This is a genomic window from Arthrobacter sp. MMS18-M83 (assembly GCF_026683955.1).
Taxonomy (GTDB): domain Bacteria; phylum Actinomycetota; class Actinomycetes; order Actinomycetales; family Micrococcaceae; genus Arthrobacter.
The window spans coordinates 3,942,915-3,960,100 of sequence record NZ_CP113343.1 but is presented as its reverse complement, the minus strand read 5'-3'; the positions used below and the strand labels follow the sequence as shown (position 1 = coordinate 3,960,100).

Annotated in this window: 19 protein-coding genes; 9 read left to right on the top strand and 10 right to left on the bottom strand. The window is 62.8% G+C overall.

Annotated features, from left to right (window positions below):
- Positions 1–69: 69 nt before the first annotated feature.
- Positions 70–915, bottom strand: coding sequence for a PHP domain-containing protein (locus tag OW521_RS18750; RefSeq protein ID WP_268021077.1), 846 nt, complete (start codon positions 913–915; stop codon positions 70–72).
- 80 nt (positions 916–995) lie between these two features.
- Between OW521_RS18750 and OW521_RS18745 the strand changes: the two genes are divergently transcribed.
- A complete protein-coding gene (locus OW521_RS18745) occupies positions 996–2,579 on the top strand; it encodes an aminopeptidase P family protein (protein WP_268021076.1) in 1,584 nt (527 codons plus the stop codon).
- A gap of 75 nt (positions 2,580–2,654) precedes the next feature.
- On the opposite strand, the gene OW521_RS18740 is transcribed toward OW521_RS18745, so the two are convergent.
- A complete protein-coding gene (locus OW521_RS18740) occupies positions 2,655–3,476 on the bottom strand; it encodes a general stress protein (protein WP_268021075.1) in 822 nt (273 codons plus the stop codon).
- Positions 3,477–3,552: 76 nt separating this feature from the next.
- Here OW521_RS18740 and OW521_RS18735 point away from each other — a divergent pair, with 76 nt between their 5' ends.
- Genes OW521_RS18735 through OW521_RS18725 form a run of 3 tightly spaced genes read left to right on the top strand, consistent with a single transcriptional unit; the run spans position 3,553 to position 6,666 of the window.
- Positions 3,553–4,836 (top strand): magnesium transporter MgtE N-terminal domain-containing protein, encoded by a 1,284-nt coding sequence (locus tag OW521_RS18735; RefSeq protein ID WP_268021074.1) that lies wholly within the window; start codon positions 3,553–3,555, stop codon positions 4,834–4,836.
- 49 nt (positions 4,837–4,885) lie between these two features.
- Positions 4,886–5,527: a DUF1003 domain-containing protein gene (locus tag OW521_RS18730; RefSeq protein WP_268025968.1), complete on the top strand. Its 642-nt coding sequence runs from the start codon at positions 4,886–4,888 to the stop codon at positions 5,525–5,527.
- Positions 5,528–5,538: 11 nt separating this feature from the next.
- Entirely contained in the window at positions 5,539–6,666 is a 1,128-nt protein-coding gene (locus tag OW521_RS18725; protein WP_268021073.1) for an Mrp/NBP35 family ATP-binding protein, read from the top strand.
- A 2-nt stretch (positions 6,667–6,668) separates the two neighbouring features.
- Here OW521_RS18725 and OW521_RS18720 read toward each other — a convergent pair whose 3' ends face one another.
- From OW521_RS18720 to sigE, 3 genes are read right to left on the bottom strand one after another with little or no spacing between them, the layout of a single operon-like run.
- Complete coding sequence (locus tag OW521_RS18720) at positions 6,669–7,052, bottom strand: twin-arginine translocase TatA/TatE family subunit (RefSeq protein WP_268021072.1); 384 nt, start codon at positions 7,050–7,052, stop codon at positions 6,669–6,671.
- Positions 7,053–7,083: 31 nt separating this feature from the next.
- Positions 7,084–7,962, bottom strand: a complete 879-nt coding sequence (locus OW521_RS18715; protein ID WP_268021071.1) for a hypothetical protein — start codon at positions 7,960–7,962, stop codon at positions 7,084–7,086.
- 39 nt (positions 7,963–8,001) lie between these two features.
- Positions 8,002–8,646 carry an RNA polymerase sigma factor SigE gene (gene sigE, locus OW521_RS18710; protein ID WP_268021070.1) on the bottom strand — a complete coding sequence of 215 codons (645 nt, stop codon included), beginning with the start codon at positions 8,644–8,646 and terminating at the stop codon, positions 8,002–8,004.
- Between the two features lie 258 nt (positions 8,647–8,904).
- Here sigE and OW521_RS18705 point away from each other — a divergent pair, with 258 nt between their 5' ends.
- A complete protein-coding gene (locus OW521_RS18705) occupies positions 8,905–9,537 on the top strand; it encodes an O-methyltransferase (RefSeq protein WP_028264931.1) in 633 nt (210 codons plus the stop codon).
- An 88-nt stretch (positions 9,538–9,625) separates the two neighbouring features.
- Here OW521_RS18705 and OW521_RS18700 read toward each other — a convergent pair whose 3' ends face one another.
- The 4 genes from OW521_RS18700 to OW521_RS18685 form a co-directional block, all read right to left on the bottom strand.
- The gene (locus OW521_RS18700) at positions 9,626–9,793 is read right to left on the bottom strand and encodes a DUF3117 domain-containing protein (RefSeq protein WP_009357720.1); all 168 of its coding nucleotides are present in this window, start codon (positions 9,791–9,793) and stop codon (positions 9,626–9,628) included.
- A 230-nt stretch (positions 9,794–10,023) separates the two neighbouring features.
- Positions 10,024–11,277 (bottom strand): hypothetical protein, encoded by a 1,254-nt coding sequence (locus tag OW521_RS18695; RefSeq protein WP_268025966.1) that lies wholly within the window; start codon positions 11,275–11,277, stop codon positions 10,024–10,026.
- 35 nt (positions 11,278–11,312) lie between these two features.
- The gene (locus OW521_RS18690) at positions 11,313–11,648 is read right to left on the bottom strand and encodes a DivIVA domain-containing protein (RefSeq protein WP_268021069.1); all 336 of its coding nucleotides are present in this window, start codon (positions 11,646–11,648) and stop codon (positions 11,313–11,315) included.
- 37 nt (positions 11,649–11,685) lie between these two features.
- Positions 11,686–12,534, bottom strand: coding sequence for a TIGR00730 family Rossman fold protein (locus tag OW521_RS18685; RefSeq protein ID WP_268021068.1), 849 nt, complete (start codon positions 12,532–12,534; stop codon positions 11,686–11,688).
- Positions 12,535–12,719: 185 nt separating this feature from the next.
- Between OW521_RS18685 and OW521_RS18680 the strand changes: the two genes are divergently transcribed.
- The 4 genes from OW521_RS18680 (at position 12,720) to OW521_RS18665 (ending at position 15,977) form a co-directional block, all read left to right on the top strand.
- Entirely contained in the window at positions 12,720–13,475 is a 756-nt protein-coding gene (locus tag OW521_RS18680; protein ID WP_268021067.1) for an amino acid ABC transporter ATP-binding protein, read from the top strand.
- Between the two features lie 48 nt (positions 13,476–13,523).
- Entirely contained in the window at positions 13,524–14,399 is an 876-nt protein-coding gene (locus tag OW521_RS18675) for a glutamate ABC transporter substrate-binding protein (RefSeq protein ID WP_268021066.1), read from the top strand.
- A gap of 91 nt (positions 14,400–14,490) precedes the next feature.
- Entirely contained in the window at positions 14,491–15,141 is a 651-nt protein-coding gene (locus OW521_RS18670; protein ID WP_268021065.1) for an amino acid ABC transporter permease, read from the top strand.
- Entirely contained in the window at positions 15,138–15,977 is an 840-nt protein-coding gene (locus OW521_RS18665; RefSeq protein WP_268021064.1) for an amino acid ABC transporter permease, read from the top strand. Before OW521_RS18670 ends, OW521_RS18665 begins: the two co-directional genes overlap by 4 nt.
- A gap of 70 nt (positions 15,978–16,047) precedes the next feature.
- Here the strand turns inward: OW521_RS18665 and dapE are convergent, their stop codons facing one another.
- Positions 16,048–17,172: a succinyl-diaminopimelate desuccinylase gene (dapE, locus tag OW521_RS18660; RefSeq protein WP_268021063.1), complete on the bottom strand. Its 1,125-nt coding sequence runs from the start codon at positions 17,170–17,172 to the stop codon at positions 16,048–16,050.
- Positions 17,173–17,186 lie beyond the last annotated feature (14 nt).

The window sequence follows — 17,186 nt, the reverse complement described above, 5'->3', positions numbered from 1 at the left end:
ACCGCCACCCTCGCCTCGCAAGCTCGGCCAGGGAACCCTAGCGGCGTGGGCCCAAGCATTTGTTGTCCGTCAGCGGACCACGGAACTTCCTGTGCCGAGTTCCTCGATGCGCGCCAGGACCTCCGGCGACGTCAGGTTCTCCCCGAACAGATTGGGCTTACCGGTTCCGTGGTAGTCGGAAGATCCGGTCATGAACAACCCGTTCTCGGCAGCCAGGCGCCGCAGGAACACGCGGCCTTCCTCGGGGTTGTCCCGGTGCTCCACTTCCAGCCCTTGGAGCCCGGCGTCGATCATTTCCCGGTACGTCCGTTCCCCCACCACCCGGCCGCGGGCCGAGGCGACCGGATGGGCGAAGACGGGCACGCCGCCCGCCGCCCGGACGAGTTCGACGGCGAGCGCGGGGTCAGGTGCGTAGTGCTGCACGAAGTAACGCGAGTGCGAGGTCAGGATCGCGGTGAAGGCCTCCGAGCGGTCAGCCACGGCACCGGCTGCCACAAGGGCGTCGGCGATGTGTGGACGGCCCACGGTCGCGCCGGGAGCCACATGGTGGATGACGTCGTCCCAGCTCAAGGGATAGTCTTCGGCGAGGAGCGTGACCATGCGCTTCGCTCGAGTGAGCCTCGCGTCCTTTGCCTTGGTGATTTCTTCGAGCAGGCCGGGATGTTCCGGATCATGGAGATAACTCAGCAGATGAACACTGATCCCCTCCCGGGTACGGCAGGATATCTCCATCCCCGGCACGAAGGCCACACCGAATTCCAGGGCGGCAACGGAAGCCTGATCCCAGCCATCAGTGGAGTCATGGTCGGTCAGGGCCACCACATCCAGACCCGCAGCAGACGCGGAAGCGATCACTCCCGCGGGAGCCTCGGTCCCGTCGGAAACATTGGAGTGCGCGTGCAGGTCGATCTTCACTTTCCAAGCCTATTTGATCAGGGGCGGCTTGGACCGTTGCGGCGTTGGCCTAGTGTCGGCCTTGATGGGACGATGGGACGGTGAATGATGCAGATAACACCCAAAACGGTGAAACCACAGCCTCCCAGCCCCTGGAGGAGCGCGTCAACAACCGCTCCCAGCGGCCCACATCCGATGCCTTCAAGGCGTTCATGGCCAGCAATTGGGCGTCCGCACCGCAGGTGACCCCCGCGCGCGACGCCGTTGCAGACCACGCCGCCACGCGTCGTCGGGCCATCTCCGACAAGTTCGCCGGTGTGCGCCTCGTCGTACCGGCGGGTCCTCTCAAGGTCCGTTCGAACGATTGCGACTACCGCTTCCGCCCCCACTCCGGCTTTGCCCACCTCACGGGCTTGGGCCTGGACCACGAGCCCGATGCCGTGCTGGTCCTGGAGCCCGTTGAGGAAGGAACCGGCGACGACGGCGGCAACCACCTCGCGACACTCTACTTCCGTCCGCTGGCGGGCCGGGACACGGAACAGTTCTACGCGGACTCGCGTTCCGGTGAGTTCTGGATCGGCGCCCGTCCCACGCTCGCCGAATTCGAAGCGCGCCTCGGACTCAAGACCGCTCATATCGACGAACTCGAGATGGCCATCACCAAGAACGTGGGCGCCGCGGAAATCGGCGGCGTGTCCATCCGCCTGGTCCGCAAAGTGGACGAGAACATCGACGCCCTCGTAGACACCGCCCGCTACAACACGGCCAAGGATCCGGAGAACTTGGACCTGAGCGAACTCGATGCCCTGGACGAACTGCTCAGCGAGGCCCTCTCCGAGCTTCGCCTTCTCAAGGACCCCTGGGAAGTCGAGCAGATGAAGATCGCCGTTGCAGCTACGGTCGAGGGTTTCGCCGACGTCGTCCGTGCCCTTCCCCGCGCCATGACCCACCACCGGGGCGAACGCGTCGTCGAGGGCGCGTTCTTCGCCCGTGCGCGCGAGGAAGGCAACGAACTCGGCTACGACACCATCGCGGCCGCCGGGTCCAACGCCACAGTGTTGCATTGGACCCGGAACACGGGCAAGGTCAACGCCGGGGAGCTCCTGCTCGTGGACGCTGGCGTGGAGGCGGATTCGCTCTACACGGCGGACATAACCCGCACCATTCCGGCCAACGGAAAGTTCTCGGATGTTCAACGCAAGGTCTACGAGGCCGTGCTTGACGCTGCCGACGCCGCATTCGCCGCGGCCCAGCCGGGCGCGAAGTTCCGCGAAGTCCATACCGCCGCCACCACGGTCCTTGCCGAGCGCCTTGCCGAGTGGGGGCTCCTGCCGGTTTCGGTGGAGGAAGCCATCAACCCCGAAGGCCAGCAGCACCGCCGCTGGATGCCGCACGGAACCAGCCACCACTTGGGACTGGACGTCCACGACTGCGCCCAGGCCAAGCGCGATCTCTACCTGGACGGTGTCCTCACGGAGGGCATGGTGTTCACCATCGAACCCGGACTCTACTTCAAGAACGAGGACCTCGCCATTCCTGAGGAATACCGTGGAATCGGCGTCCGGATCGAAGACGACATCCTGATGACCGCCGACGGTCCCGTCAACCTCAGTGCCGCCCTCCCCCGCAAGGCGGACGACGTCGAGACCTGGATGGCGGGCATTTACCAAGACGCCGAAGCGTAATTAGTCAGGCAAACGCAAAAGGAGGGCTACCGGATACAGATCCGGTAGCCCTCCCTTTTGCTTGGGCGGCCCTAACTACTGCTTGGCCGCGTCTTCGCCCTCAGCTTCGTGCTGCTGATCGTTTCCGGCGTCGTTCACTCGAACGCCGTACTGTGGCCGGCCGTCCGGAAGGTCCGGGTAGCGCACGCCGGTGGCGGGGCGTGCCGCCTCGACTGGAACATCCGCGGCCGGCTGGGCAGCCTCGCCGGCTGTTCCGTGTCCGGCCTCGGGTCCGCGCTGGCCGTAGGGGTCCTGCCAGGAAGCCGGCCGTTCGGGGGCCGGGCCCTGCGGGCCTGGCTGGACCGGCGGGTTCCGGTAGTCCTGCGGTGTGTAGGCTTGAGGCGGCCGGCCAAACGCCGCCTCGGAGGGATTCATCGGCAACTGGTGAAGGAGTCGGCGGGCTTCCTGCGATGCTTCCAACGCGACAATGACGTCATAGTTCGTCGCCACTACCTGGCTGGTGGAGGTGAAATCCCGCTTTCCTCGCTGGGCGGCATAAGTGACGATCCCAAAGAGCATGAAGAATGCGGCACCCATGAGAACAGACGTCACAATCGAGAACGGTCCGCCGGCCGGGGTGAAGAACGAAAGCATGACCCCCACGAACAGGCCGAACCACATGCCGCTTAGGGCGCCTGACAGTGCAACCCGCGGGTAGCTGAGCCGTCCCGTCACCCGCTCCACCATTTTGAGGTCGTTTCCCACAATGGAGACATGCTGGACCGGGAACTGCTGGTCGGCCAGATAATCAACCGCCTTCTGGGCATCAAGATAGGACGTGTAGGAGCCAACGGTGTCGCCCTTGGGGACGCTGCGGGATTCCTCCGTGGCCTTTGGGGTACCGAAAATGTTCGCCATAGCCCCATTCTGTCCCATTCACATGTGCAGTGGCTGAAATTCAGCTAAAAGAGAGCAGACTCGGTAGCCTGTAGGTGTGAGCACAAATCCTTCACGCGTCTTTGTTGCGCGCCTGCTCGGCCTCGATGTCTTCGACCCCCTGGGGGATCGTTTGGGCCGGCTGCGCGATGTCGTTGTGCTCTCGCGCGGCTTGCGCGGGGCACCGCATGCAGTGGGCATCGTCGTCGAAGTTCCCGGCAAGAAACGCGTCTTCGTTCCCATGACCCGGCTGACGTCCATGGACCAGAGCCAAATCATTTGCACCGGCCTGGTCAATCTGCGCCGCTTCCAGCAACGCGGTGCAGAGCAACTGGTGGTCGGCGAGCTCTTTGACCGCAAGGTGACGCTCAAGGACGGCAGCGGCGACGCCATCATCGAAGACATCGCCATGGACCAGCAACGCAACGGCGACTGGCTGGTCTCCAAACTCTTCATTCGCCGCGGGACGTCAACCTCCAGGCTTCGGGGGCTTCGTCGCGGCCACACGCTGCTCGTGGACTGGTCGGACACGCTGCAGGGCTCCGAGAACGATCCCCAGGGCGCCAGTCACTTCGTTGCCACCCACGAGGACCTCAAACCCGCGGACTTTGCCGACGCACTGCAGGAGATGTCGGACAAGCGCCGGATCGAAGTGGCCAGCGAGCTCCAGGACGAACGCCTCGCCGATGTGCTCCAGGAGTTGCCGGAAGAAGACCAGGTGACGCTCCTTTCCGCCTTGGACAACGAGCGGGCAGCCGATGTGCTGGAAGAAATGGACCCGGACGACGCCGCGGACTTGCTGGCCGACCTGCCTTCCGCGAAGGCCGAGGAACTGCTGCTCCTGATGGAGCCCGACGAGGCGGACGACGTCCGCAGGCTCCTGCAGTATGACGAAGACACTGCCGGTGGCCTGATGACCCCGGTGCCCGTGATTCTGCCCCCGGAAGCTACGGTCGCCGAAGCGCTTGCGCATGTGCGCAGCGAGGAACTCTCCCCCGCCCTGGCGTCGGCCATCTTTATTTGCCGTCCGCCGTTGGAGACGCCCACGGGACGATTCCTCGGCGTGGTGCATATCCAGCAATTGCTCCGCAGCGCACCGCCCGAACAGCTGGGCAGCATCGTGGACAAGAACCTGGAACCGGTTTCCGATCACGCCAGCGTCAGCGAGGTCAGCCACACCATGGCCTCCTACAACCTCAACTCCCTCCCGGTCGTCAACAGCGCCGGTCGCCTAGTGGGGGCGGTGACTGTTGATGACCTCTTAGACCATTTGCTCCCGGACGACTGGCGAACCCACGAAGACGGAGCCCCGATCAGGAAACTAGGAGGCCGAATTGGCTGAGAAGCCCATCAGCGGAGGACTGGACACCCCGCTCGAGCTGCGTTCCCGTATGCTACCGAATTTCGGCAATGATCCCGATGCTTTCGGCAAATTTGCCGAGCGCTTCGCCCGCTACATGGGTACAGCGAACTTCCTTTTCTACATGACGATCTTCGTGATCGTCTGGATCGCGTTCAATGTTGTTGGGTTGTTCGGCTTCCAATGGGATCCCTACCCGTTCATCCTCCTCAATCTTTTCTTTTCCACGCAGGCCTCCTACGCCGCTCCCCTGATCCTGTTGGCCCAGAACAGGCAGGACGACAGGGACCGCGTGACCATCGAGCAAGACCGCGCCCGTGACGAGCGCAATCTTGCTGACACGGAATACCTGACCCGTGAGGTCGCGGCTCTTCGCATTGTCCTGCGCGAGGTCGCCACCAGGGACTACGTGCGTGCCGAACTCCGCTCTCTCCTTTCGGACCTCATCGAAGCCCAGGAAGAATTGCGTCCGAACAATTCCACGGGCTCGAACAACGGCGAAAAGGCCAAAGATAAGGCCAAGGACAAGCGCGACAAACAGCGCAATCCCCGCACGCAGCAAATCCCCAAAGTCCACCCGGCGCATTCCAGCGCCACGCCAGCTGACTCCGGACTATCGACCGTCGGAACCTCGACGGGGCCACTTTCTGGTTCCGACCAGCCTGAAAGCTGAACATCCACTCCATGAGCACACCATCCGTCGAGGCCCTGAATGCTGCCTTGGCTACCGTCATCGATCCCGAACTCCGCCGTCCCATCACTGAGTTGGGGATGCTGGATTCGGTAGAAGCCGGAGCGGACGGAAACGTCCGCGTTGCGGTGCTGCTGACCATCGCCGGTTGTCCCCTTCGTGAGACCATCACCGCCGATGCCACGGCGGCCCTCACGCGCGTTCCGGGAGTTACCGGCGTCGAAGTCGAGCTCAAGGTCATGACGCAGGAACAACGCGATGCTCTCAAGGAGCGGCTGCGCGGCGCCGGCGGCCAACGCGGAATCCCCTTCAACGAGCCGGGGTCATTGACCAAGGTGTTTGCCGTGGCCAGCGGCAAGGGAGGCGTGGGAAAGTCCTCGGTGACGGTCAACCTTGCGTGTGCCCTCGCAGCGCAGGGGCTGCGCGTAGGTATCGTCGACGCCGATGTCCACGGCTTCTCCGTCCCGGGCCTCATGGGAATCACGCAGCAGCCCACCCGGGTGGACGACATGATCCTCCCGCCGGTGGCCTACGGCGTGAAGGTGATCTCCATTGGAATGTTTGTTTCCGGGAACAAGGCGGTGGCCTGGCGTGGCCCCATGTTGCACCGGGCGTTGGAGCAATTCCTCACCGACGTCTATTTCGGCGATCTGGATGCCTTGTTCCTGGATCTGCCGCCCGGCACCGGCGATATCGCCATCTCAGTGGCGCAGTTGCTTCCCAAGGCCGAAATCCTCGTGGTAACCACCCCGCAAGCCGCCGCAGCGGATGTTGCCGAGCGGGCCGGCACTATCGCAACGCAGACCGGCCAAAAACTTGCCGGCGTCGTGGAAAACATGTCATTCCTGGAGTTGCCCGACGGCGGCAGGATGGAATTGTTCGGCAGCGGCGGCGGGTTGGTGCTGGCCGAGCGCCTGAGCGCTGCCGTCGGCACCGACGTGCCGCTGCTGGGACAGATCCCCTTGGACATCCGTCTGCGCGAAGGCGGTGACGCGGGCCGTCCCGTCGTGTTGGCGGCTCCGGAGACGCCAGCGGCACAGGCGCTTCAAAGCATCGCGGGCAAGCTCAACGCCAAGCCGCGCGGTCTGGCCGGAATGTCGCTTGGCATCCAGCCAAAGTAGTTTTAGGTGGCTTCGGAGTCGAAGGGTGCCTTGTCACCGACGGGAAGCCGTTCAATAACCCGTTTAGGGGCCTTGGGCACTGTTTCCACGGCAACGGCAGCGACAGGTGCGCCTGCGCTCACCGGCTTCGTGTCGTCGTCGAGCAGTGCTTCCTTGATGATCCGGCGCGGATCATATTGGCGGGGGTCGTATTTCTTCCAGTCGACTTCATCGATGTCGATGCCGACTTCTTCCTTGATCTGTTCGCGGGCACCGGACGCCATGCGCCGCAGTTCCTTGACCAGATTCGCCAACTTCCGGGTGTATTCGGGCAAACGGCTGGGACCGATCACGATTACGCCGATGATCAGCAGGATCAGAAACTCCGGGCCATTGATTCCAAACACGTATCGAAGGTTACCTTGTCCGTCAGCCCGCTCAGAAACCCGCCAGGGCTGCCAGGGCACCGAGTCCCCGCTGCAGCCGTTCATTCCAGGTGCCTGAGATGCCCACGGCCGGAATAGCGGCGAGCGAATCGCCTGCTTTCACAAGCTCAGGAACGGCCTCCGCGGCCTGATCGGCTGGCATATCGGAGGAATAGCGCAGCACGGCCGCGGGCGAGGAGTAGACCGCTTGCCACGGGGCTCCCGGAGTGATGGACATCTGGGTCCCGGGCCTGCCGCTGCCCTCCAGGTGCTCCTCAATCAAGGTCGCGTGATGGTCGCCGTTACTGAGATGCAGCTCAACTGCAGGGTGTCCGTCCTGCATCATGGCCCGGGCAGAAACAACGTGGTATCCCATGCTTGCCAGCTCGGGGCAAGCCCAGCCGTCTTTCCGCAGTTCCGACAACTGCTGCCCGCTCAGGCTGGCGGTTCCCGCCACCGTCACGGGCAGGCTCAACTGTGAACCCGTGACAGGGAGTTGCTGTCCAGCGTTTCCGGCCATGGTCGAACTGACCAGGGTCCGGACTTCCTGCTCTCCGCGGTTCGACGCCTGCGGCGCAACGTCGCCGCCGAGCGCATAGGCTGCGACCGCCAGGATTCCGGCGCTGACAGCGACTCCACCGGCCGTCAAGCCAACAACCCGCATGCCGCGCCACACGCTTCGCCGGGGTGTCAGGCCGTGAGGGAGCTCGGACTGCGCCAAGCGTTGGGTGTGTTCGATCAGTCGGTTCGTGAAATCCTGGCTCGCTTCGGGGACCGCGGCGCGGCGGAGCCGTTCCAGGTACTGGCGTTCCCGGAGTACCGCGGCGTGGCACTCAGAGCATTCCCGCAGATGGCCCGGGGCACGGCTGTGCCGGCGGTTTCCCCGGTTCAAGCCACCGCGTCGTCGGTTCAGCAGACCACCCATCGGCGACTAAAGGAGACCGGCGATGCGCGGAATCTTGAGACGCGGCTTGCGGGCTTGGACCGGACGCGGATCCCGATGGGCCAGCTTTTCGCGAAGCATCGTCCGGCCGCGGTGAATGCGGGACCTGACGGTCCCCAGCTTCACGCCCAGAGCTTCGGCAACTTCGTCGTATGAGAGACCTTCGAGATCGCAAAGCACGACGGCGGCGCGGAAGTCGGGCGGGAGTTCTTCCAAGGCTCGCTGGACGTCAAGGTCCAGGTTGTTCAACTCGAAGCTCTGTTCAGGTCCGGGTTCATGCCCGGGCAGTCGTGATTCGGCGTCTTCGGCCAGCGCATCGAAGCGGATGCGGCTCTTCCGGCGGGCCTGATCGAGGAAGAGGTTGGTGGTGATGCGGTGCAGCCAGCCGTCGAGAGTGCCGGGCTTGAAGTTTTCGAGCGAACGGAATACCCGGACGAAGACTTCCTGGGTGAGGTCCTCGGCGTCGAACTTGTTTCCCGTCAGCCGATAGGCAAGGCGGAAGACCTTGGCGGAGTGGTTTTCCACCACTTCTTCCCAACTGGGCCTGACCCACTCTTCCACGGGCGGAGCCGTGCCGGTGGAACCCAGGACTGCTGCCGTTGTCTGGACTGGCGCAGCACTTGATGCCCGCATCGTCCGCTCCCCTCAAACTGTTTGCCATCCTGCCTGTCACTCAGGAGTTCGTTGCCGACCGCCACTTGGATGGCCAGATATACATCATCCCAGTGTTGTCTGAAAGTTTGCTGATCGGAGGCACCCTTTTTCCGCAGAGCGAACATCGTCTGGAGGACACCGGGAAGACACAGAATTACGGGCCGCATGCGTCCGGGCTGGGCGGCCCATAGACAGTAGTCTGGAACCAATACCCCTCTGCCTGGAAAGCGAACCCCCATGAGTGCCGACAAGTCAACCAGCTGGTCCTATGCAGAAGATCTGCCTGCCGAGGACGATGTGTTGCTTCGCGCCCGTGAACGCTCCTTCGAGCTGGGAGTTACTCCCGTCAGCCCCGGGGTTGGCGCTGTCCTGACGGTTCTGGCTGCGGCGTCGAAGGCCCAGACCGTTGTGGAGGTTGGATCCGGGGCGGGCGTCTCCGGGGTATGCCTTCTGCGGGGCCTCAGCCCACAGGCCGTCCTGACCACGATCGACGTCGACGTCGAGCACCTAAAAGCCGCCCGGGAGGCCTTCCTGGAATCCGGCAGCCCGGCGAACCGAACCAGGACCATCTCCGGCCGTGCAGCGGACGTGCTGCCGCGCCTCACCGATTCCGCGTACGACCTCGTGTTCATCGATGCTGACAAGCCGAACTTTCCTGGCTACGTTGAGCAAGCCATCAGGTTGCTGAAGTCGGGCGGAACGCTGGTCATCAATGACGCCCTGGACAAGGACAAGGTTTCCAACCCTGCCGCCAGGGACAGCACCACCGTGGTGCTGCGCCAGATCGGCAAAGCCATCCGCGACGACGAGCGTCTCTCCTCGGCAATGCTTCCCACGGGCGACGGCTTGCTGGTAGCCGTCAAGAAGTAGCCCGCCGGGCGATTCACGAACTGTTCGCGTTCCGCCTTAAACATGGAAGCAGGGCGCCGGCTCTTCTGCCGGGCCCTGCCCATTGAATCTATTCGGTAACGCCTACGAGGCATTCCTTGAGGTTCGCCGCTTCTGCTGCGTTGAGCTCGACCACAAGCCGTCCTCCGCCTTCGAGCGGCACACGCATGATCAGGCTGCGGCCCTCTTTGGTTACTTCCATAGGGCCGTCGCCAGTACGTGGTTTCATAGCCGCCATTAGGAAAATCCCCTCCAGTTGTCCCAAATCCCGCCAACCCGGCCGGGCTGGCTCGCGTGGAATGTACGGCGTCGACAGTCATGGCAGTTCAGTCGTCGTCGCCGAGCACCCGAGGGTGCTTTTCGTCCTTGCTTGTGTCCATTATCTCGTAATTACCCGTCCGTAGCTAATTGATGGACTTTTCCCGGCGGGCCGTGATCACGCTTGTACAGGCCAAAGGACGCTCGGCATCACGGTGGATAGTCGCCACCGCCCGGCAGGGGTGCCCACGCCCACAGCCAGACAATCCAGACGATCTGGAGCAGGACAAACATGACCACCACCGTGCCGCGGTAAGCCTTGGAACGGGACAACCAGGCTGCACTGAGCGCCAGGGGGAACAGAGGGAGGAGCATCCGGAAGGTACTCGTCTGAGGGTGCAGGAAGACCAGGAGATAACCCATGTAGCACGTGCACCACAGCCGCAGTTCAGTGCCCAAAGCCCGGACGGGCTTGCTGAACATGAGCATGGCAAAAAGGCCCACGAACACAAACGGCGCCAGAATCCCGAGGACTGGCCCGAAGAGCATCTGACCGGTGTCGAACCAAGGTTTGAACGGAACAAGATCATCCCCGCGCCACACGGTTTCGGTCTTGGTATAGGCGAGCGGATCCCCCGTGACTGCCCAGGCAATGGCTGGCCAAGCCAGGGCCCCTGCCGCGCTGACCACCACGAGCGCTCCAAGTGATGCGAGTTCCCGGAGCGTGGGAGCCGACTGGGCAGTGTCACTAGGCCCGGCGGGAACCATGGGCGCCGTGGCTGGCCCTAGGCTGCGCCCAAACCTTTTCCAGAGGTAGTGGAGCAGAAGCAGCCCCGCCATGGCCGCGAAGGGGACGCCGGTGGGCCGCGACAGGCACATGAGCAGAACCACAGGCATCGCTGCGAGGTACTTGCGGCGCACCACAAGCAGAAGCGAACCCGCCAGCAGCAGGATATTGAGGGATTCCGCGTAGGGGACCTGCAGGATGGGCGAGACGGGGAAGGTCGAGAAGAAGACTACTGCCCAGAGCGCCGTACGGCGCCCGGTGTAGTCCCGGAATAGTTTGTAGACGACCATGGCTGCCCCAAGCCCGGCTGCCATGGCAAGGGCAGTCAACGCCGGCAGGGTCGCCAAGCCGGTCAGGGCACCGAGTGCCCTGCCGAGGTAGGGAAACAGGGCATAGAACGCCCACGAGTTTTCGGCGACATTCCCGCTCGCGTTCAGCGGCAGAACCGAGGGATAGCCGTTGTTCGCCGCTTCCGCGTACCAACGCCCATCCCAGATAGTGATGAAGTTCCAGTAGTCGGGCGCGGGCGGGAACCACGGATTGACGCCTTGCTGCAATGCGGCAGCCATGAAAATACAAGCGCTCACAAGTCTCGCGGCGATGTAGACGAGGGTGATCTGGACCCACCACGGCCAACTTGCGGCGTGGGCTGCGACGCGGCCCAGCCGTCCGGCCAGGCACCCCTTCGGGGACCGCGTTTCGAGCAACTGGGTCACGCTTTCGGGTCTTCCGGGTTCCCGGCTGCTTCAAGGGCCCGTTTCAGCCGATCGATTTCCGTCTCCCGGGCGGTCAACTGATCCCGCAGCTCATCGAGCACCTCATCCACTTGGTCCATCCGGTAGCCCCGGAGGCCGAGCGCAAAACGCACGCGGTCGACGTCGGACGCCTTGGCTCCGGCCGGGAGCAGCACCGGCGGCAGGTTCGGCACGGGTTCATCCAAACCGGCACCGGCGTTGCGGCTGGACCGGGCAATTCCAGTGCCGAGGAACAACACCGCGCCGACCACGGCGATCGCGAAAAAGACCAGAAAGAAGCTCACAACAACCATCGTGCCAGACTCACCTGAGAGCTGGGTGCCGGCGACGTTACTCCGGGCGCTGATCGCCGTTGGTCGAGGGGGGCCGCGGGACACCGTGCAGGACACGGTGGACGGCGTCCGCAGGATCATCCACGAGTTGGATGAGGTCCAGGTCCTTCGCGGAGACCATGCCTTCGGCCACCAAAGTCCCCTTGATCCATTCGATCATGGGGCTCCAGAAGTCGACTCCCAGCAGGACGATGGGGAACGATGTCACTTTGCGGGTCTGTACCAAAACCATGGCTTCAAACAGTTCGTCCAGGGTTCCCAGACCGCCCGGCAAGACGATGAACCCTTGCGCGTACTTGACGAACATGGTCTTGCGGGCAAAGAAGTACCTGAAGTTGATGCCAAGGTCCACCCAGCGGTTCAGGCCCTGTTCAAAGGGCAGTTCTATGCCCAAGCCAACGGAAACCCCGTTGCCTTCCACGGCACCTCGATTGGCGGCTTCCATGGATCCCGGGCCTCCGCCTGTGATGACGGCGACGCCGGCTTCGGCAAGGTGACGGCCAACCTGCACGCCCATATCGTAATAGCCCGTGCCCGGCTTGGTGCGGGCCGAGCCGAAGACGCTTACGGCCGGCCCAAGCTCCGCGAGAGCACCGAAGCCTTCAACGAACTCGCTCTGGATGCGCAGTACCCGCCACGGGTCCGTATGAATGAAGTGGTCCGCTCCCCGGGTGTCCAGGAGCCGCTGGTCCGACATCGGCATAGCGGCCTGTTTGCGCCGAAGCTCCAAGGGACCTTTGTGCTTGGCCGGAGCATCTGCGGCAACGGCGGCTGACGCTGCCGATCCGCTGCTTGTCGCTTTGCCATTAGCGTCTGGACTCGGAACCTGGGGCTGGCTGGTACTCATTGACATAGGCTAGCGCGGATGCGGGCCGCTGCTGTCCCGGTGTTGCCCTGTTGTTTTAGGTGTTGCCGAAGGAATTGCACCATTTGCTGTCCGCTACCTGCGAGTCAGGTATCTGTTGAATCACGATCTACGGAAGTTGATGTGAGCTGTCTCATCTTGCGTCATTTCTTCGCTAGATTCGTCTTATGACTATTCAAGCCTCCAGCGATGCCCTTGTCTCCCTGAATGGCGTCAACAAGCACTATGGTCAACTGCACGTCCTCAAGGACATCAACCTCCAGGTCAAAAAAGGTGAGGTTGTAGTTGTGATCGGGCCATCGGGCTCAGGCAAGTCGACGCTGTGCCGGGCCATCAACCGCTTGGAGACCATCGATACCGGTGAGATCTCGATCGACGGCAAGAAGCTTCCGGAAGAGGGCAAGGAACTTGCGGTCCTCCGTGCCGACGTCGGGATGGTCTTCCAATCTTTCAACCTTTTCGCCCATAAGACGATTCTCGAAAACGTCACGCTGGGGCCGATCAAGGTCAAGAGACTGGACAAGGCAACCGCTGACAAAGACGCGATGGCGTTGTTGGAGCGGGTCGGCGTCGGGCATCAAGCACCCAAGCTTCCGGCACAGCTGTCCGGCGGCCAGCAGCAGCGTGTAGCAATCGCCCGGGCACTGGCCATGAAGCCGAAGGTCATGCTGTTTGACGAGCCGACTTCTGCCCTGGATCCCGAAATGATCAACGAGGTCCTGGACGTCATGGTCCAGCTGGCCAAAGAGGGTATGACCATGATCGTGGTCACGCACGAGATGGGCTTTGCCCGCAAGGCCGCTGACCGGGTGGTCTTCATGGCCGACGGCCAGATTGTCGAAGACTCCACGCCAGAGGAATTCTTCACCAATCCTCAAAGCAACCGTGCGAAGGATTTCCTCTCCAAACTCCTCACCCACTAGCACTCCGCGCTCGGGCCGCAGAGGCGGCCGCTCAATGAAAGGAATGTCATGAAGTCTTTTATCACCCGGAGGAAATCTCTCCTGGTAGCCGCAAGCGCGGTACTCGCTCTTTCGCTGAGCGCATGTGGGGGCGGCGGAGGCGGCACCACTCCAGTTGAGAAACCGACGTTCGCGGCGGGCACGACGATGGAGAAGCTCAACAAGGCCGGCAAGATCACCATTGGCACCAAGTTCGACCAGCCACTGTTTGGCCAGAAGGGGCTGGACGGCAAGCCGGTAGGCTTCGATGTCGAAATCGGCAAGGCCATTGCAGCAAAGCTTGGCATCGCGGCGGACAAGATCGAGTGGAAGGAAACGGTTTCGGCCAACCGCGAGCAGTTCATCAAGAACGGTGACGTTGACATCATTGTGGCCACGTACACCATCAATGACAAGCGCAAGACCGAGGTCTCCTTCGCTGGGCCGTACTACCAGGCCGGACAGGCACTGATGGTCAACAAGGACAACAACTCCATCACCAAGCCCGAGGACGTCAAGGGCAAGAAGATCTGCTCCGTCACCGGTTCGACCCCGGCCGCAACCATCGTCGACAAGTACGGCGCGATTCTGGTGCCGGCTGCCACGTACTCCGCGTGCCTTGAGCCCCTGCGCAACAAGCAGGTTGAAGCAGTTACCACGGACAATGTCATTCTTGCCGGTTTTGTGAACAAGGAGCCGGACGCCTTCAAGCTCGCCTCCGATGCAACCTTCACCAAGGAGCCCTACGGCATCGGTCTGAAGAAGGATGACACTGTCTTCCGAAACTGGATCAACGACCAGCTTGAGGCTTTCGCCAAGGACGGCACCTACAAGAAGGCTTGGGAAGGAACCGCAGGCGCCGTGATCAAGACGGTGCCGGAACTTCCAGCCATCGACCGCTACTGAGGTCCCGGTGGTTGTTGGACAGGCTCTCTCGCGCCTGTCCAACAACCACCCCTTCCAATGATCCTTTTCCCCGACGTAGCCAAAGGAAGTCATGGACGTCATCATTGAGAGCCTCCCCCAGTATTGGGACGGGTTCCTCAGAACTCTTTTCCTGGCAGTGGTGTCCGGCATTATTGCACTGGTTGTCGGTACTTTGCTCGCCGCAGCCCGCGTCTCGCCCGTCAAAGCCCTGCGCGGATTCAGCATGGCCTACGTGGAGATCGTCAGGAACACTCCGTTGACCATTGCGTTCTTCTTCGCCGCAGTGGTGCTCCCGCGGCTGGGCGTGACCTTTGAGCAATTCGAGGTCGCGGCAATAATTGCCCTTAGTGCCTACACTTCCGCCTTCATCGCCGAGGCCGTGCGATCCGGCGTCAACAGTGTGCCGGTTGGGCAGGCGGAGGCAGCCCGCAGCATCGGCATGAACTTCGCTCAGGTTCTCAACTACATCATCCTGCCCCAGGCGTTGCGCACCGTCATCCCGCCCATGATCAACATCCTGATCGCATTGGTTAAGAATTCCTCCGTGGCTGGCGCATTCTTTGTTCTCGAACTTTTCGGCTACGGCAAGCAGCTTGCCAACGCACACGGCGACAGCGTCCTCTGGGTGCTGGTCGGTGTCGCAATTTTCTATCTGCTCATTACCGTGCCCCTCGGGTATGTTGCCAGCCAGGTTGAACGAAAGGTGGCGATCGCGCGATGAGCTCGGTCCTCTACGATGTCCCTGGCCCCAAGGCCCGCCGCGCTTCGCTGATCGCCTCCATTATTGGAGGGTTGCTGATCGCCGGCCTTCTGGGCCTTGCCCTCTTGACACTGGGCAAGCAAGGAATCTTCGAATCGCAGCGCTGGGCTGTTTTTAGCATCCCGGACGTCTGGGGGCTGATTGGCAACGGCATCGTGGCCACCCTGTCAGCTGCTGCGGTGGCTGCCGTGCTCGCCTTCCCCCTTGGCTTGCTCCTCTGCCTCTTCCGAATATCCACCGTGGCGTGGATCCGGGTACCCACGCGGATCGTGCTCGAATTCCTTCGCGGCATGCCGGTGGTGCTGATGATGTTCTTCGTACTGCTGGTTTTTGCCACGGGATCCTTTGTGGCGGTCGTGGCCGGGCTGGTGCTCTACAACGCCGCCATCTTCGCGGAAATCATCCGCGCCGGTGTGCAGTCACTCCCCAAGGGCCAGCGGGAAGCTGGATTGGCGATCGGTCTGACAGGCTTTCAATCCCGCCTCAGCATTGAGCTTCCGCAAGCCATCCGGCGCATGCTGCCATCATTGGTGGCGCAGCTCGTTGTGCTGCTGAAGGACACCTCGCTTGGCTACATCGTTTCCTACGAGGAGCTCCTCCGGAAGGTACAGATCATGGCAGACTTCCTCGGCCCGCAGTTCCTCTTCCCGGTGTTCTTCGTCGCTGCTGCAATCTACATTGCTATTAATTTTTCCGTCTCCCGTTTGGCCATCTGGATCGAACGGCGAGGCTCCAAGAAAGCAGCAGGCGGCGTAGCGACGGCGGCCGCGGTCGAAATTCCCACCGGGGCCAAGTAGGTCCGCAAGTCCGGAAATACGGAGGGTCCGCAAGCGATGGCTTGCGGACCCTCCGTATTTCTTGCCGGAGTCAGTCCGCCAGCCACAGCCGCAACGCGCGGAGGCACTCACGGATGGCGTCGGCGTCGACGTGTTCGTTGTCCTTATGGGCCAGCAAGGGATCCCCCGGGCCGAAGTTGACGGCGGGGACGCCCAGCTCGCTGAAGCGCGCTACGTCGGTCCAACCGTATTTGGGCTTGGGCTCGGCGCCGACGGCGGCAACGAAGGACGCGGCGGCCGGGTGGTTGAGACCGGGCCGCGCTCCAGCGGCGGCATCGGTGCGGACGACGTCGAAGCCCTCCAACAGTTCGCGGACATGGGCTTCTGCTTGGTCCGGGGTCTTGTCCGGCGCGAAGCGGTAGTTGATTTCCACCACGCAGCGGTCCGGGATCACGTTGCCTGCGGTACCGCCGTTGATCTTCACGGCGTTGAGGCTTTCCCGGTAGTCCAGACCGTCCACGTTGACTGTGCGCGGTTCGTACGCTGCCAAACGGCTCAGGATGGGTGCAGCGGCGTGGATGGCATTGCTGCCCATCCATGCCCGCGCCGAGTGGGCCGCCTCCCCCACGGTTGTGGCTTCGAAGCGGCTGGTGCCGTTGCAACCGCCCTCCACCGTGCCGTCGGTGGGTTCGAGCAGGATCGCGAAGTCACCTTCCAGAAGATGGCCGTGGTTCCGGACCAATCGGCCGAGGCCGCTCTTGACTGCCTCCACTTCCTCATGGTCGTAGAAAACGAACGTGACGTCCTTGCCCGGCTCGGCACCGCCGTCGAACATGGTTGCGGCGAGCGCAAGCTGCACTGCGACTCCACCCTTCATGTCCGTGGCTCCACGTCCATACAAGATTCCGGTACCCGGGACGCCGGACTCCCAGGTGGAGGGCACGGTACCGAGTGAGCCTTCCACGGTAGGCAACGGCACGGTATCAAGGTGACCGGCCAAGATCACCCGCTCCGGGCGCCCCAGTTCGGTCCGGGCAATGATGGCGTCGCCGTCGCGCAGAAGCTGGAGGCCGGGGATCGCGCGGAGGGCGGATTCGACGGCGTCTGCCAGCGCGGCTTCGTTGCCGGACACGCTGTTGATGTCCATGAGCGCGGCGGCCAGCAACGCGACGTCTTGCCGGATGTCAAGAAGAATTGGAGTAGTTTCAACGGTCACTTGTCCACTGTATC

What these genes read in the sequence shown, in the direction of transcription:
- OW521_RS18740 (WP_268021075.1), bottom strand. Translation starts at nt 3,476, where the DNA reads ATGGCGAACATTTTCGGTACCCCAAAGGCCACGGAGGAATCCCGCAGC.
- OW521_RS18730 (WP_268025968.1), top strand. Translation starts at nt 4,886, where the DNA reads ATGCTACCGAATTTCGGCAATGATCCCGATGCTTTCGGCAAATTTGCC.
- OW521_RS18725 (WP_268021073.1), top strand. Translation starts at nt 5,539, where the DNA reads ATGAGCACACCATCCGTCGAGGCCCTGAATGCTGCCTTGGCTACCGTC.
- sigE (WP_268021070.1), bottom strand. Translation starts at nt 8,646, where the DNA reads ATGCGGGCATCAAGTGCTGCGCCAGTCCAGACAACGGCAGCAGTCCTG.
- OW521_RS18705 (WP_028264931.1), top strand. Translation starts at nt 8,905, where the DNA reads ATGAGTGCCGACAAGTCAACCAGCTGGTCCTATGCAGAAGATCTGCCT.
- OW521_RS18700 (WP_009357720.1), bottom strand. Translation starts at nt 9,793, where the DNA reads ATGGCGGCTATGAAACCACGTACTGGCGACGGCCCTATGGAAGTAACC.
- OW521_RS18690 (WP_268021069.1), bottom strand. Translation starts at nt 11,648, where the DNA reads ATGGTTGTTGTGAGCTTCTTTCTGGTCTTTTTCGCGATCGCCGTGGTC.
- OW521_RS18685 (WP_268021068.1), bottom strand. Translation starts at nt 12,534, where the DNA reads ATGAGTACCAGCCAGCCCCAGGTTCCGAGTCCAGACGCTAATGGCAAA.
- OW521_RS18680 (WP_268021067.1), top strand. Translation starts at nt 12,720, where the DNA reads ATGACTATTCAAGCCTCCAGCGATGCCCTTGTCTCCCTGAATGGCGTC.
- OW521_RS18675 (WP_268021066.1), top strand. Translation starts at nt 13,524, where the DNA reads ATGAAGTCTTTTATCACCCGGAGGAAATCTCTCCTGGTAGCCGCAAGC.
- OW521_RS18670 (WP_268021065.1), top strand. Translation starts at nt 14,491, where the DNA reads ATGGACGTCATCATTGAGAGCCTCCCCCAGTATTGGGACGGGTTCCTC.
- OW521_RS18665 (WP_268021064.1), top strand. Translation starts at nt 15,138, where the DNA reads ATGAGCTCGGTCCTCTACGATGTCCCTGGCCCCAAGGCCCGCCGCGCT.